This window comes from Nostoc sp. UHCC 0252, assembly GCF_034931145.1.
In the GTDB taxonomy this organism is placed as follows: Bacteria; Cyanobacteriota; Cyanobacteriia; order Cyanobacteriales; family Nostocaceae; genus Nostoc.
Genome location: NZ_JAYGHE010000002.1, coordinates 192196 through 207158, shown reverse-complemented (window position 1 = coordinate 207158; position 14963 = coordinate 192196). Strand labels below are relative to the sequence as shown.

Genomic DNA, 14963 nt, shown 5'->3' with positions numbered 1-14963 from the left:
TGATAATGATAGCCTTCACACGGGAATACTAAGCCATAGAAACAAGTATTAAGAGCATAGTCCGCAATGTTAGTAGTATTAGATACGTTATATGCATTTCCCGGCTATCGGATCACCGAGCAAATCTACTCAGGTAGTAAAACCCTTGTTTATCGGGGAATTAGAGAACAAGACCAAAAACCAGTCGTTCTCAAATTAATGCGGAATGAATATCCCACCTTTGCAGAAATCGCCCAGTTCCGCAATCAATATATCATCGCTAAAAACCTTGATCTTCCTGGCATACTCAAAACCTATAGCTTAGAAAGCTACCGTAACAGTTACATCTTAGTGATGGAAGACTTTGGTGGCATCTCCCTGCAAGACTGGCGACTAGAGAATAAGGAGAAGCAGGAAAATTGGCTTTCCCTTGATGAGTTTTTACACATTGCGATTAAAATTGCTTCTACTCTAGAAGGACTGCATCGCGATCGCATCATTCATAAAGACATTAAGCCTGCCAATATCCTAATAAACCCTACCACAGATGAAATAAAAATCATCGATTTTAGTATTGCTACTCTCCTACCAAAAGAAATTCAATCTCTTACTAATCCCAACATCATAGAAGGCACTCTGGCTTACATTTCTCCAGAACAAACCGGAAGGATGAACCGAGGTATTGACTACCGCACTGATTTTTATTCTCTTGGTGTAAGCTTCTTTCAACTCCTGACCGGACAATTGCCCTTCACTACAAAAGATCCGATGGAGTTAGTTTACTCTCATATTGCCAAACAACCGCTAAAAGCTAACCGAATTAACTCTAATATTCCGGCAATTTTGTCTGAAATTATCAGTAAACTGATGGCAAAAAATGCCGAAGACCGCTATCAGAGTGCTTCGGGGTTAAAGCATGACTTAGAGATGTGCCAAAGCCAGTGGCAAGAAACACAAAATATTGCACCCTTTCAACTAGGTGTGAGGGATATCTCAGATAGTTTCGTAATCCCTGAAAAACTTTATGGCCGCCAAGGTGAAGTTGAAACCCTACTCACTGCTTTTAAGCGTGTGACAGAAGGGGCAACGGAAATGATATTAGTCGCGGGTTTCTCTGGCATTGGCAAAACGGCTGTGGTTAATGAAGTCCATAAACCTATTGTGCGACAGCGTAGTTACTTCATCAAAGGGAAATTTGACCAGTTTCAACGTGACATTCCTTTATCAGGATTGGTGCAAGCTTTTCGAGATTTAATCGGACAACTACTTTCAGAAAGTGATGCCCAAATTCAACAATGGAAAACCAAAATTCTACGGGAATTGGGTACGCAGACTCAGGTAATTATCGATGTAATTCCTGAGCTAGAACAGATTATTGGTAAGCAACCTCCGGTTACAGAACTATCTGGCAATGCTGCTCAAAATCGTTTCAATTTATTGTTTCAAAATTTTATTCAAATCTTTACAACTAAGGAACATCCCCTAGTTATTTTTCTCGATGACTTGCAATGGGCAGATACAGCCTCTTTAAAATTAATTCAGTTATTGATGTGTGAAAGCAAGTTATCTTCTCTAGCCGAAGAGATAGAACAGATGCATGAACATCAGGCAGGATTCTTGCTAATCGGTTCCTATCGAGACAATGAAGTTTCCCCAGCACATCCACTTTATTTAACATTGCAAGAGATTGAAAAAGCAGAAGCAACTATTAATACGATCACCCTAACGCCATTAAATCAGGGTGATTTAAATCATCTCGTTGCTGATACTCTGCATTGTCCTGAAGTAGTTGCTATTCCTCTCACCCAAATGGTGTTTGCCAAAACTAAAGGCAACCCATTCTTTTGCGTCCAATTTCTCAAGTCTTTACATGATGACGGGCTAATTTCATTAAACTTTGATGTTGGTTATTGGCAATATGATATCTTTAAAGTCAAAGAATTAGCTCTCACAGATGATGTAGTAGAATTTATTGCCTTACAAATAGGTAAATTGCCAATATATACTCAAAAAGTTCTGAAACTAGCTGCCTGTATTGGTAATCAATTTGACTTAAAAAGTTTAGCGCTTGTCAATGAAAAATCTGTAGTAGATACAGCATCAGATTTGTGGCAAGCATTACTTGATGGGCTAGTTTTACCACAAACTGAAAATTACAACATTTTTGCACAAGAAAATACTAATCAAGAATTAGTTGTTCATGGAATAGAATCCATAGCATTTTCAAATCCTCATTTACAGTTACCTCAATATAAATTCGTACATGACAGAGTACAGCAAGCCGCTTATTCTTTAATTCCCGAAGAAGAAAAAAAGCCAATTCACTTAAAAATTGGGCTACTGTTATTGAACAATATTCCAGTTGCAGAGCAGGAAGAAAAGATTTTTGAGCTTGTCAATCAGTTTAATATCGCACTAGAATTTATCTCTTCTCAAGCTAAACGAGATGAACTGGCCCAGATGAATCTAATTGCTGGACGTAAAGCTTTAGCATCAACAGCTTATCCTGCTGCCGTTAAGTATTTAACTATCGGCATCCAACTGCTAACAGGTGATAGTTGGGAGACGCAACATCATCTTGCCCTGGATTTATATGAGACTGCAACAGAGGCAGCCTATCTAGCTGGCAATTTTGAACAGATGGAGGAATTAGCAGATGTGGTGTTAGGAGGTGAAACACTACTAGAAAAAGTAAAAGTTTATGAAGTCAAAATTCAGGCTTATGGGGCGCAGAACCAATCACTAGAGGCGGTGAATACTGCCCTAACTTTTTTGAACCTTTTAGGAGTGGAGTTTCCTGAACATCCAAGCCAATCTGATATTCAGTTAGCAATGACAGAATTAACGTTAAATCTCAATGGAAGACCTATTGAGGACTTAATTAATCTGCCAGAGATGATAGAAGCTCAACCTCTAGCAATCATGCGTATACTATCAACTGTAACCCCAATTACCTATGCAGTTGCTCCTAAACTTTTTCCACTGATTATTCTGAAACAAATCGAATTATCGCTCAACTATGGGAATGCCCCATTATCTGCTTTTGGCTATAGTAATTATGGGTTAATACTCAGCAGCTTAATAGGAGATATTGAATCTGGTTATGAATTTGGCAAACTTTCTAATAGTCTGGTGGATAAGCTGAATGCTAAGGATGTTCAAGCTAAAATAATGCTGGGATTTAACGCAACTATTCGGCATTGGAAGGAACATATTAGAGAAGGATTAAAACCTTTAATGGAAGGTTACTATGCTGGCTTAGAAATAGGAGATTTAGAATATGCAGCTTATTATCTCCACTCTTATTCCTACTCTTCATATTTTATTGGCAAAGAATTAACAGCCTTAGAGCGTGAGATGGCAAGTTACAGCAATGTCATCAGGCAAATTAACCAAAAAACGGTATTTAACTGGATTACTATCTATCAACAGAGTATCTTGAACCTGACAGTAAATTTAGGAGATACCTGTCATTTAATTGGTGAAGTTTACGATGAGAACAAAATGCTGCCCCTTTACCTTGACACTAATGATGTCATGGGAATTTTCTATCTATATGTAAGCAAACTACATCTCTGTTACCTGTTTCATAAATATCCTTTAGCCTTGGAAAATGCTACTTCAGCAGAAAAGTATTTACAAGGTGGTATAGGACAGCAAGTAACCCCTATTTTCTACTTATATGATTCACTAACACGGCTAGCTGTATACCCAGATTCATCTGATTCTGAGCAAAAATCCATTCTGAATAAGGTTAAAGTCAATCAGCAAAAAATAGAGCATTGGGCACATCATGCTCCGATGAATTATTTACACAAATATTATCTTGTAGAGGCTGAAAAGTATCGGATTAGTGGTCAATATCTTGAAGCAATGGAATTTTACGATCGCGCTATCTCGCTTGCAAAAGAGCATGAGTACGTTAATGAGGAAGCCCTCGCTCAAGAACTTGCCGCTAAATTCTATTTAGAATGGGGCAAATATAAAATTGCCCAAACTTATCTCACAGATGCTTACTATAGCTATATTCGCTGGGGAGCCTCAACTAAGGTTGACGATTTAACAAAACGCTATCCCCAATTATTAACTTCTATATTTCAGCAAGAAAAACAGAATATTGGTTCCAGCAAGGGAAGTATTTCTTGCAGTAACACATCCATATCGTCTCTATCTACTCTGAGTAATCAACAAACTGTTATTGGCTCAAAGACAAGTATTTCTGATTCTCTGGATTTAGCCGCATTCATTAAAGCATCTCAAGCCCTCTCTGGAGAAATCGAGCTAGAACGACTACTTTCTACGCTGATGGGAGTTGTGATGGAGAATGCAGGAGCCTCTAAATGCGCTCTAATTTTGAGCGAAGGTGATAACTTAGCATTGACTGTCACTGCGGTTTGTTCAAGTTCCAACTTTGAGGATACTTATACTGAGTTTCCATCGACTTTCCTAGAGTCAAGCTACGATGTTCCCATTACTTTGATTAACTACGTTAAACGTTCCAGAGAGATATTGGTGATTGATGATGCAATGGCTGTTTCTTTTCTAGCAGGTGATAACTATATTCTTAGTGAAGAACCTAAGAGTTTATTGTCTATGCCTCTTTTAAATCAAGGTAAATTGATTGGGATTCTTTACCTAGAAAATCATCTAACGACGGGAGCCTTTACGCGCGATCGCGTGGAAGTCCTCAAACTCCTCACCACTCAAGCAGCAATATCCTTAGAGAATGCCATCCTCTACAAGAATTTAGCCCAAGCTAAAGAAAGCTTGGAAGAGTACAACCATAACCTAGAAGAAAAAGTTCAGGAAAGAACGCAGGAACTCAACGACAAAAATAACTGTTTACAAGAAACTCTACAGGAATTACAACGTACCCAAATCCAATTGATTCAAAGTGAGAAAATGTCTTCACTGGGACAAATGGTAGCGGGCGTTGCTCATGAAATCAATAACCCAATTAACTTTATTCATGGCAATATTAACCATGCTAGTGATTATGTCCAAGACTTGCTGGATTTAGTAGTTGTTTATCAGCAAGAATATCCCCGTCCATCACCTTTAGTTGAGGAAAAATCTGGAGAGATTGACATAGATTTTTTAGCACAAGACTTGCCAAAAATTCTAGATTCAATGAAGGTGGGAAGCTCGCGGATACGAAATATTGTTTTGGGATTACGTAACTTTTCTCGCCTAGATGAATCTGAAATGAAGCCTGTAGATGTCCATGAAGGGATAGACAGCACTTTAATGATTTTGCAACACCGGCTGAAAGAAAATAGCAATTTTCCCGAAATTGAAGTCATTAAACAATACGGAAAGTTACCGGAAGTTATTTGTTATCCTGGTCAACTTAATCAGGTGTTTATGAATATCCTCAGTAATGCAATCGATGCTTTAGAAGATTCGTTTATCATTGCTCATCCATCATTGTCAAATAGTGACGAGCAAATAACAAAAGATATAGACGCATCATCGGCTGCTAATTTTGCCGGACAAATTCACATTTTTACTGAACTAACAAATTCTAATACGGCGATAATTCGGATTGCCGATAATGGTTCTGGTATGACAAAAGCGGTGCAGCAGAAAATTTTTGATCCATTTTTTACTACCAAGTCGGTAGGAAGTGGCACAGGTTTAGGGTTGTCTATTAGCTATCAGATTATTGTGGATAAACACAAAGGTAGTTTAACCTGTGATTCCACATTAGGAAAGGGAACTGAGTTCGTAATTGAGATTCCGATGCAACAGTCAGATATCAATAGGAATTCTATTTGATTGTTGAAAAAACTAATACAACTTAAATAGTTTTTTCCCATTGCCTATTACGCTTCGCGTACTACGCAAATAAATTTAAAAATCTAAGTATACGAGGGGCGCACAGATTTACGCCCCTCGTATATTTCAGAAATAAAATATGATTCCTACCGTGCTGCCTTGCCGTCTAGTTTACTTCAACCATCGCGCCGCATCTTTGGCATGGTAAGTCAAAATCAAATCTGCGCCAGCGCGTTTAAATCCAGTTAAAGTTTCCATAACTACTCGCTCCTCATCAACCCAACCATTGAGAGCCGCAGCTTTTACCATCGAATACTCACCAGAAACATTGTAAGCCGCAACTGGTAAATTACTCGCTTCTTTCACACGCCAGATAATATCCATGTACGCCAAAGCTGGCTTAACCATGAGCATATCAGCGCCTTCAGCGATATCCAATTCAATCTCTTTAATTGCTTCGCGCCCGTTACCTGGATCCATTTGGTAAGTTCTTCTGTCCCCAAATTGCGGTGTCGAGTCTGCTGCATCCCGAAATGGGCCATAGTAACCCGAAGCATATTTAGCAGCATAAGACAATATCGGCGTATCTTGAAATCCAGCCTCATCCAAACCTACACGAATTGCCTGGACAAACCCATCCATCATCCCAGATGGCGCAATAATATCAGCACCGGCTTTCGCTTGAGAAACTGCTGTTTTCTTCAACAATTCCAGAGTTGGATCGTTTAAAACTCGTCCTGTTAAATCACCAGTTTGTAAATAACCACAATGCCCGTGACTGGTGTACTCACATAAACAAGTATCAGCAATTACAATCAAATCTGGCACTGCTGATTTTACCGCCGTCGCTGCTTGTTGGACGATACCGCAATCATGCCAAGCGCCAGTGGCATCTACATCTTTATCAGCCGGAATACCAAATAAAATAATAGAAGGAATTCCTAAGTCATAAACTTCTTTTGCCTCTTCAACAATTTTATCTACCGAAAGTTGATAGACTCCGGGCATCGATTTTACTTCGTTAGCGATTCCCTCACCTGGTACGGCAAATAATGGGTAGATTAAATCGTTTGTTGTTAAAACAGTTTCACGAACCATTCGGCGCAATTGGGGATTAGTACGCAGACGACGGGGGCGATGTGTAGGAAACATAAAATTTTATGAAGAAAAACAACGCAAATGGACACAAAACAAAGCGTCACAAAAGCAGGTCAAAATTTTCCTGCCGTCAGACAGACTACAAACAGTGCTTAACTGTCCTTTGCCCTACTCTTAATCAAGTTGTGGGGCAATTTTGTATTCTACAGCTTGGTTGCATCTATCCGACGGGCTGGAAAAAAAACAACATAGTAAGCAATTCAAAATTCAAAATGGTAAAATCAAAATCCTCTGCTATTGGCGAATTGAGGGTTGAAATTTAAACGCAAAGTGGCACAGAGGTAAACGCAGAGGAACGCAGAGAATTCGTCACGAATTAATTAAATGTTGTACTTGGTAGCAAATGCCCAATGCCCCATTCCCAATGATTTGTGCTAAAGAAATCGGAAAATATAGGGATAACGGAAAGGTACATCAGGATTGCTGAGAACTCCGATGAGCGCCCAAATTGTTAATCCCCAGTGCAACAAATATCCGATACCCGCTAGTGGCCCCAGAACTAATAAAGGTAACACTAACCAACCAAATAGAAAAAACAGCGCTCCCAGAATTCCTCCATAAAGCCAGACATTAAAGTGGAAATTGATAGATTCTTTGGCGTTTTCTTTAACAACAGGATCATCAGATACGAACAGTATCGCAATAGGTATACCTACAGATACCAATGTCGTGCTGAGAAAAATGGCTCCATGTGATAAGCCAGATAGAAGCTTTCGCTTGTCTGTGTCGTACATTGCTTTCTCCTATTTAGTCAGATTGCTGGTTATATTACGACCCTATCACGGGCATCGTTGTCTTAAGATTAAAAGACTTGCCAGAGTAGAAAAAATTAAGTTAGCTAACAAACAAATACATTTATGTCTACTGAACTTGAGTCTGAACTTATTCAAGCGGTTGAACTTCGCCGCAACTTTGCGATTATTTCTCACCCCGATGCGGGTAAAACTACACTAACAGAAAAGCTACTCCTATACGGGGGTGCAATTCACGAAGCTGGGGCGGTGAAGGCGCGACGGGCACAGCGTAAGGCGACCTCTGACTGGATGGCGATGGAGCAACAACGGGGTATTTCTATTACTTCCACAGTGTTGCAATTTGAATACCGGGACTGTCAGATAAATTTATTAGACACACCGGGACACCAAGACTTCAGTGAAGATACTTATCGGACACTCGCCGCCGCCGATAATGCAGTAATGTTAATTGATGCAGCAAAAGGTTTGGAACCCCAAACCCGCAAATTGTTTGAAGTATGTAAGTTGCGGGGTATCCCAATTTTTACATTTATCAACAAGCTCGATCGCCCCGGAAGGGAACCTCTGGAATTGTTGGATGAAATTGAGCAAGAATTGGGATTGCAAACCTATGCAGTCAACTGGCCAATTGGGATGGGCGATCGCTTTAAAGGTGTTTTTGACCGACACAAGCAACAAATTCACTTGTTTGAACGTAGCGCCCACGGCAGCCGAGAAGCCCGTGATACGGTAGTCGAATTAGGCGATCCAAGAATAGAAGAACAGCTAGAAGAAAACCTCTACTACCAACTGAAAAATGATTTAGAACTCTTAGAAGGAGTTGGGCCAGAGTTAGATTTGCAGCTGATACACGAAGGTAAAATGACACCTGTGTTCTTTGGTAGCGCCATGACTAACTTCGGGGTAGAGTTATTCCTCAAGTACTTCCTTGACTATGCCCTCAAACCCGGTTCTCATGTCAGCAGTGTTGGCGAAGTTCCCCCTACATACCCAGAATTTTCGGGGTTTGTCTTCAAATTGCAAGCGAACATGGATCCGAAACACCGCGATCGCGTCGCATTTATCCGGGTCTGTACTGGTAAGTTTGAAAAAGATATGATGGTGAATCACGCCCGCATAGGTAAACTCATCCGTCTATCCCGCCCGCAAAAACTCTTTGCTCAAGAGCGGGAATCGATTGATGTAGCTTATCCTGGCGATGTGATTGGTTTGAACAATCCCGGTGTTTTTGCGATCGGGGATACAATTTACACGGGACAAAAGCTCGAATATGAGGGGATTCCGTATTTTTCGCCGGAACTGTTTGCGTCTCTGAGGAATCCCAACCCCTCAAAGTCTAAACAATTTCAAAAAGGCGTTGCGGAATTGCGAGAAGAAGGTGCTGTGCAAATTATGTATTCAACTGATGAAGCCAAGCGCGATCCAATTTTGGCGGCGGTGGGTCAGTTGCAATTCGAGGTGGTACAGTTTCGCTTACAAAACGAGTATGGTGTAGAAACCATATTAGATTTATTACCCTACAGTGTCGCCCGTTGGGTTGAGGGTGGTTGGGAAGCATTGGAAAAGGTGGGACGAATATTCAATACCACTACAGTTAAAGACAGTATGGGAAGGCCAGTGTTGCTATTTCGTAATGAATGGAATTGTCAACAGTTGCTGGGCGACCATCCAGAGTTAAAATTAAGCGCGATCGCTCCAGTTTTTTCTAGTCAACAACCAGTGAAGGAATGAAGAAGAATACAGAATCCAGAATTCTGAATTCAGAATTAGTCCTACAAAAGAGCTAACTGAATTCTGATTCCTGACTCCTGAATTCTAATCTTAATCGTTCACTTGACAAGCAAAACTTGGGCGCGGTTGAGTTCCACGGCATCCGAGGTTCGCGCTTTTGCACAAACGTGGATCACTTAGAAGAGATTGGAGTGCCAGAATTTGTATGCCTTCACATGCCAAATCGTCTTTGGAGGCTGGTTTAATTGCCCTAAAGCAGGGAAATTACCAAACAGCGATCGCTCAACTAGAACCTATTGCTAGCAGCCAAAGTAATGGTACTGCTAGCTTACAAGCCCAGGTTGGTTTAGTGATGGCTTATGCTCGCACTGGCGAAGTTTCCCAAGCGATCGCTATTTCCCAGCATCTCATTGAGAGTAACAATCCGCAAGTTCAAGAGTGGGCAACACGCGCTCTCGAACATCTGACAAAACGTAAGAAACGCGATCAAGAATCAAAAAATGTCGAAACTGGATTTGTTGCTTTTGATAATTCAACTCCAGATTCTTCCTCAGTTACCCCCCCGGTAACTCCTACAACATTAGAAGAAAAGCCAGAAGTTCAAGTAATAGAAACCAAGAGTGACGACACTCCGGCGATGGTGCCACTACCTAGACTCAAAGCTACAGTAGCGACACCACTACCACCACCGACTGCACCCTTAAACGGTTTCATGGGTTCTGTCACCCGTACCCAAGCCAAATTATTTGGTGTTATTTATTGGCGGCAAGCACAACGCGCTAAGGCGTGGCAACCCCTACGTAAGCCGAAATTAATTCCTTTGCGATTCTTGACAGCAGGAACATTCATTGCTCTATTTTGGATGATGCGAGAAATCCTCCAGTTCGCAATGAGATTCATCAACCTGACTTTAGTCAAATTACCTTATTTGCAGCCGTTGCAGCTTTTATACAACGACCCTACTAAATTGTTGCTAACAGTATTGGTGATTTTGCTCGGAGTATCACCTTGGTTGCTGGATCTGCTACTGGCAAAGTTGTATGGTCAGCGAGAATTTTCCAAAGACGTATTGAATGCCCATAGCCGCGAAGCCGTGCGGGTGCTACAACGTTGTTGTCAACAGCGCCACTGGCCGTTACCCAAACTGCGGATTTTACCAATGGCTGCACCAATTATTCTGACCTACGGTAGTTTACCACGTAATGCCAGGATTGTTGTCAGTCAAGGACTATTAGAGCAACTGGCAGATGATGAAGTCGCTATTATTTACGGCACGCAGTTAGGGCATATTGCTCACTGGGATTTTGCTGTGATGTCTTTGTTGCTGCTGGTGACACTACCAATTCATAAGCTATATCAGCGAATATCGGAGTTGGGAGACAAAATATCAGGGATTTGGCACTGGCCGGTGACAATTGTAGCTAGTCTCGTTTATGGACTTTGGGGTTTGCTAACTGGGACTGGATTGTGGTTGTCGCGGTTGCGGCTTTATTATAGCGATCGCGTCGCCTCTGAAATTACTGGTAATCCCAACGCCTTGATTCGCGCTTTACTCAAAATTTCCATTGGCATTGCAGCTGATATTCAAAAACAAGAACAGACCAGTTGGCAACTAGAAAGCTTAAATCTCTTGACACCAGTTAGCCACCAACAGAGCCTTTCTTTGGGCACTATTGCCAGCAATCTATCTTTTGAAGCCTTTTTGAAGTGGGATACTGCCAATCCCTATCGCCAATGGTTTACGATTAATAATAGTCATCCTTTGATAGGCGATCGCATCGAACGGCTTTGTAAAATAGCCCGTCACTGGCATCTAGACACCGAATTACATTTTGCTAGCGAACCATCAAGGGTTAAGCGTCAGTCTTTCTTATTACAAATCGCTCCCTGGTTAGGAATTCCTTTAGGGGTTCTGTTTGCAGCTTTGGTCTGGCTTACCTGGCAGCTAGCATTTGCACTCAAGTTTTTAAATCTAAAGTGGATATATGAAGATTGGTCTTTCATTACAGGCTGCCTTCTAATTGGCTTTAGCATTGGTACAGTGATGCGGATTAATTCTTTTTTCCCCGATATCAAATCCCCCACCGTACAAACTGACGACTACTTACCGAACCTATTAGCTGACCCTTCTGCTTTACCTATTGATAGCGTCAGCGTGCGTTTGGTGGGCAAATTATTAGGTCGTCAAGGTACTAGCAACTCCCTAGCGCAAGATTTAATTCTCCAATCCAGCGCAGGTTTAGTGAAATTACACCACATTTCTTGGCTAGGACAGTCAGTTAATCACCAGGATTTGATCGGTCGGCAAATTATCGTCACAGGTTGGTTCCGGCGAGGAGCAACACCTTGGATTGATATCCAAACCTTGGAAACCCAAAGCGGTAAAACCATCCATAGCCCTCATCCCATCTGGTCTACTTTTTTGGCAGTTGCAGCACAGGCTTTGGGCGCATACGTTTTTCTTACTGGTTAGTCATTAGTCATTAGTCATTAGTCATTGGAAATTAGGAATTGATTTATCTCTTCCCACTCAGAACTCAGCACTCAGCACAGATGAGGGTCATTGGTTATTTGCAAAGGACAAAGGACAACTGACAAATGACAAACCAAAATGTAAACAAAAGTTGCAGGTTCTCTTTCAAAGTGTTACATTTATTTACACAAACAATAGCAGCTAACATAACTAAGCACCACAGCTTAGTTATGAATTTGGATGCTTTTTCCCCCCTCCATACCTTTTTATCCTCCCAACACAGCAGGAAATCAACCAGCCATCGGCTGGTTTTTGTTTCAAAATATGCTCCCTTGAATAAAAAAATGTGTTTTATGTTACTATCCAGTAATACTAACGTTAGAAATGTATGCGCTAAACTAGCTACGTAGAAAATACCGTGATAATGTAAGGAATGGTATTTGATTCTGCGAAAAAGGCATGGAAGAAAGCGTGTACTTTAGCAGGCAATAGGCTATTAAATTTACAATTCTTAGAATTAAGGTGTTATTAGCTCACCATAGTGTGGGCCTTTGGATTAAACAAGCTTGATCCCAACGAAAAACTGTATTGTATAGGTTGACAGTTTCGAGCAAAAAAATGGTGGCAGTCTTGGTTAATAGCATCTATTTAAAAGCCAAAGCCAAGTAATTGTTTTCTCGCCTTGCCATGTTCATTTAACTCTGGAGGTATAGTTCATGTCCGTTCGCCTATATATAGGTAATTTGCCTAAAGAAGAAATAGATCGTCAAGATCTGCAAGCAGTTTTTGCAGCAGAAGGTGAAGCTGTAACTACTAAATTAATTAAAGACCGCAAAACAGGCAAATGCCGTGGTTTCGGTTTTCTTACCGTCAACAATGACGAACAAGCTGACGAAATCATTGAAAAGTATAATGGTCAGATGTTTAAAGACACTGCTATTAAGCTAGAAAAGGCATTACCTCGGACAAAGGGTGAAGAGGGCGATGAACAACAAGCTCCTAAACCAGTTCAAGCTGGTAGTACGCCCACTCCTGCCGTTAATAGAGAAGGTAGAGAAGGTAGCCGTCGGGAGAAAAGCTCTAAAAAGCCCCGTCGTGGAGGCGGTGGCGGTGGTTCCCGCGAAAACAGCACTACAACAACTACCGATTCAGACGCTATTCGTCCAGATCCTCGTTGGGCTTCGGAATTAGAAAAGCTGAAGCAGATGCTAGCTGCACAAACTACGAATTAATCCTTAAGGAAGAGAAATTAAAAATTAAAAGTCAGAATTTTTCTTGATTTTTAATTTTTAATTATTGGCTATCACCTAGCTGCTTAGTTAAAGGCTACTTGCAGCTATTTTTGTAAGTACATGCTGATACAAAGCAATTTGTATAGATCTGCTGTTAAAGTCGGCTTATAAAAAAATTAAGTTTTTGCGATTAGACGCATTAAAAAGGCAACTGAAGATAAGTGCAATGCCTACGACGGGCTGCGCCTACGCAGGAATTATCTGGATTTAACAAGCTATAGTCAATAATAGCTAGCTTCATAACGCCAAGAGAACCAGAGGCGCGTAGGCATAGCCCGCCGTAGGCATCGCTCTCCAGATAATTTACACTCAAGGTAAGACCGATCATTTGCAGCTTCTGTTATGTCTTCAACTTTAGATTCTTTGCCACCTGCGCTTGCTAAAATTGTCCAGCGTTTTCAACGCGCTTCCGAACCGAAGCGGCGTTACGAACAGCTAATCTGGTATGCTCAGAAGCTCAATGAGTTCCCAGAAGCTGAGAAATTACCCGAAAATAAAGTTCCTGGTTGCGTGTCGCAAGTTTATATCACAGCAACTTTGGATGACGGCAAGGTTGTGTTTCAGGGCGAGTCTGATTCCCAGTTAACCAAAGGATTAGTAGGGCTTCTAGTTGAAGGATTGCAGGGACTAACGCCAACTGAGATTGTCCAACTTACCCCAGATTTTATTCAAGAAACAGGCTTAAACGTTAGTCTGACACCTTCCCGCGCTAATGGTTTTTACAACATTTTTAAAACCATGCAAAAAAAAGCGTTGGAATGTAAGTTAGATTTGCCTAGCTAAACTTGGTTATTAGTCATTGGTCATTGGTCATTTGCAAAGGACAAAAGACAACTGACAAATGATAAAAACGTACAACTACCAAAATTTAGTCTTATGTCAACTAATGTATTATCTACCCCTGCTGCTACTGGTTTTGGGGGAGTAGTTCAAGAATATCTCTGGAATTGGGAAAATCAGCAATTGCGCGTTGTTTATGAAACCCTCGGTAAAGGTTCACCGTTATTGCTACTACCATCTTTCAGCAGTGTTTCGACACGTTTGGAAGTAAGCGAACTTGCCAGGTTACTAGCTCCCAATTTTCAAGTTGTAGCTATAGATTGGCCTGGATTTGGTGAATCTTCTCGCCCTAGCTTGGATTACCGACCGGAAATATATGAGCAATTTCTGGAAGATTTTGTCAAAGCTGTTTTTAATACTCCCATTACTGTGGTGGCGGCTGGTCATGCTGCTAGTTACGTTTTAAAATTAGCCCTCAAGCAGGCTGCTTTCTCAAAGATTTTATTGTTAGCTCCTACTTGGCGTGGCCCTTTGCCGACAATGGGCGCAAGTCAGCAAATAGCTGGCATGGTCAGAGGATTGGTGCGATCGCCTATACTTGGTCAAGCTCTCTACAAACTCAACACTACCCAATCTTTCTTAAGTTTGATGTACCGTCGCCATGTCTTTACCGACGCGGCTAAAGTTACACCCAATTTCATTGAGAAGAAATGGTACACGACTCAACAACCAGGAGCGCGATTTGCATCTGCTGCCTTTGTAACTGGTAATCTCGATGCTGTACACGAACAATCAGATTTTCTGGGACTTGTGCAGTCTTTAACCGTACCGCTCATGGTAGTACTTGGAGAATCTAGCCCCCCCAAGTCACGAGAAGAAATGAACGCTTTGGCAGCCTTACCAGGAGTGAAAAGCGTTGTTATCCCTGGTTCTCTGGGGCTACATGAAGAATACCCAGCAGTTGTTTTAGAAGCAGTTCAAGATTTTTTGTTCTCCTCAGAAAATTAAATCTTCGCA

9 protein-coding genes are annotated in these 14963 nt (G+C 41.2%); 6 read left to right on the top strand and 3 right to left on the bottom strand.

Translation table 11 applies throughout. The annotated features are described in order from the left end of the window. Positions 1-66 precede the first annotated feature (66 nt). Complete coding sequence (locus VB732_RS02030) at positions 67-5757, top strand: AAA family ATPase (RefSeq protein ID WP_323229130.1); 5691 nt, start codon at positions 67-69, stop codon at positions 5755-5757. Positions 5758-5928: 171 nt separating this feature from the next. Here the strand turns inward: VB732_RS02030 and hemB are convergent, their stop codons facing one another. Next, a complete protein-coding gene (gene hemB / locus VB732_RS02025; RefSeq protein WP_323229129.1) occupies positions 5929-6909 on the bottom strand; it encodes a porphobilinogen synthase in 981 nt (326 codons plus the stop codon). Between the two features lie 380 nt (positions 6910-7289). Beyond that, on the bottom strand, positions 7290-7649 hold the full coding sequence (locus VB732_RS02020) for a DUF4870 domain-containing protein (RefSeq protein WP_323229127.1): 360 nt from the start codon (positions 7647-7649) through the stop codon (positions 7290-7292). Positions 7650-7772: 123 nt separating this feature from the next. On the opposite strand from VB732_RS02020, the gene prfC reads away from it, so the two are divergent. The 3 genes from prfC to VB732_RS02005 all read left to right on the top strand — a co-directional run bounded on the left by prfC (position 7773) and on the right by VB732_RS02005 (position 13106). After that, positions 7773-9401 carry a peptide chain release factor 3 gene (prfC, locus tag VB732_RS02015; protein ID WP_323229126.1) on the top strand — a complete coding sequence of 543 codons (1629 nt, stop codon included), beginning with the start codon at positions 7773-7775 and terminating at the stop codon, positions 9399-9401. A 205-nt stretch (positions 9402-9606) separates the two neighbouring features. Beyond that, positions 9607-11874 (top strand): M48 family metalloprotease, encoded by a 2268-nt coding sequence (locus VB732_RS02010; RefSeq protein WP_323229125.1) that lies wholly within the window; start codon positions 9607-9609, stop codon positions 11872-11874. A gap of 716 nt (positions 11875-12590) precedes the next feature. Then, a complete protein-coding gene (locus tag VB732_RS02005; RefSeq protein ID WP_323229124.1) occupies positions 12591-13106 on the top strand; it encodes an RNA-binding protein in 516 nt (171 codons plus the stop codon). Positions 13107-13305: 199 nt separating this feature from the next. On the opposite strand, the gene VB732_RS02000 is transcribed toward VB732_RS02005, so the two are convergent. Beyond that, positions 13306-13494 (bottom strand): hypothetical protein, encoded by a 189-nt coding sequence (locus VB732_RS02000; RefSeq protein ID WP_323229123.1) that lies wholly within the window; start codon positions 13492-13494, stop codon positions 13306-13308. 14 nt (positions 13495-13508) lie between these two features. Between VB732_RS02000 and VB732_RS01995 the strand changes: the two genes are divergently transcribed. Both VB732_RS01995 and VB732_RS01990 read left to right on the top strand, forming a co-directional pair. Continuing rightward, a complete protein-coding gene (locus VB732_RS01995) occupies positions 13509-13949 on the top strand; it encodes a SufE family protein (protein WP_323229122.1) in 441 nt (146 codons plus the stop codon). A gap of 93 nt (positions 13950-14042) precedes the next feature. Continuing rightward, a complete protein-coding gene (locus VB732_RS01990; protein WP_323229121.1) occupies positions 14043-14954 on the top strand; it encodes an alpha/beta hydrolase in 912 nt (303 codons plus the stop codon). Positions 14955-14963: the final 9 nt, after the last annotated feature.

Bases quoted from the DNA above. Each gene is read 5' to 3' on its own strand.
- VB732_RS02030 (WP_323229130.1), top strand. From the start codon at position 67: ATGTTAGTAGTATTAGATACGTTATATGCATTTCCCGGCTATCGGATC.
- hemB (WP_323229129.1), bottom strand. From the start codon at position 6,909: ATGTTTCCTACACATCGCCCCCGTCGTCTGCGTACTAATCCCCAATTG.
- VB732_RS02020 (WP_323229127.1), bottom strand. From the start codon at position 7,649: ATGTACGACACAGACAAGCGAAAGCTTCTATCTGGCTTATCACATGGA.
- prfC (WP_323229126.1), top strand. From the start codon at position 7,773: ATGTCTACTGAACTTGAGTCTGAACTTATTCAAGCGGTTGAACTTCGC.
- VB732_RS02010 (WP_323229125.1), top strand. From the start codon at position 9,607: ATGCCTTCACATGCCAAATCGTCTTTGGAGGCTGGTTTAATTGCCCTA.
- VB732_RS02005 (WP_323229124.1), top strand. From the start codon at position 12,591: ATGTCCGTTCGCCTATATATAGGTAATTTGCCTAAAGAAGAAATAGAT.
- VB732_RS02000 (WP_323229123.1), bottom strand. From the start codon at position 13,494: ATGATCGGTCTTACCTTGAGTGTAAATTATCTGGAGAGCGATGCCTAC.
- VB732_RS01995 (WP_323229122.1), top strand. From the start codon at position 13,509: ATGTCTTCAACTTTAGATTCTTTGCCACCTGCGCTTGCTAAAATTGTC.
- VB732_RS01990 (WP_323229121.1), top strand. From the start codon at position 14,043: ATGTCAACTAATGTATTATCTACCCCTGCTGCTACTGGTTTTGGGGGA.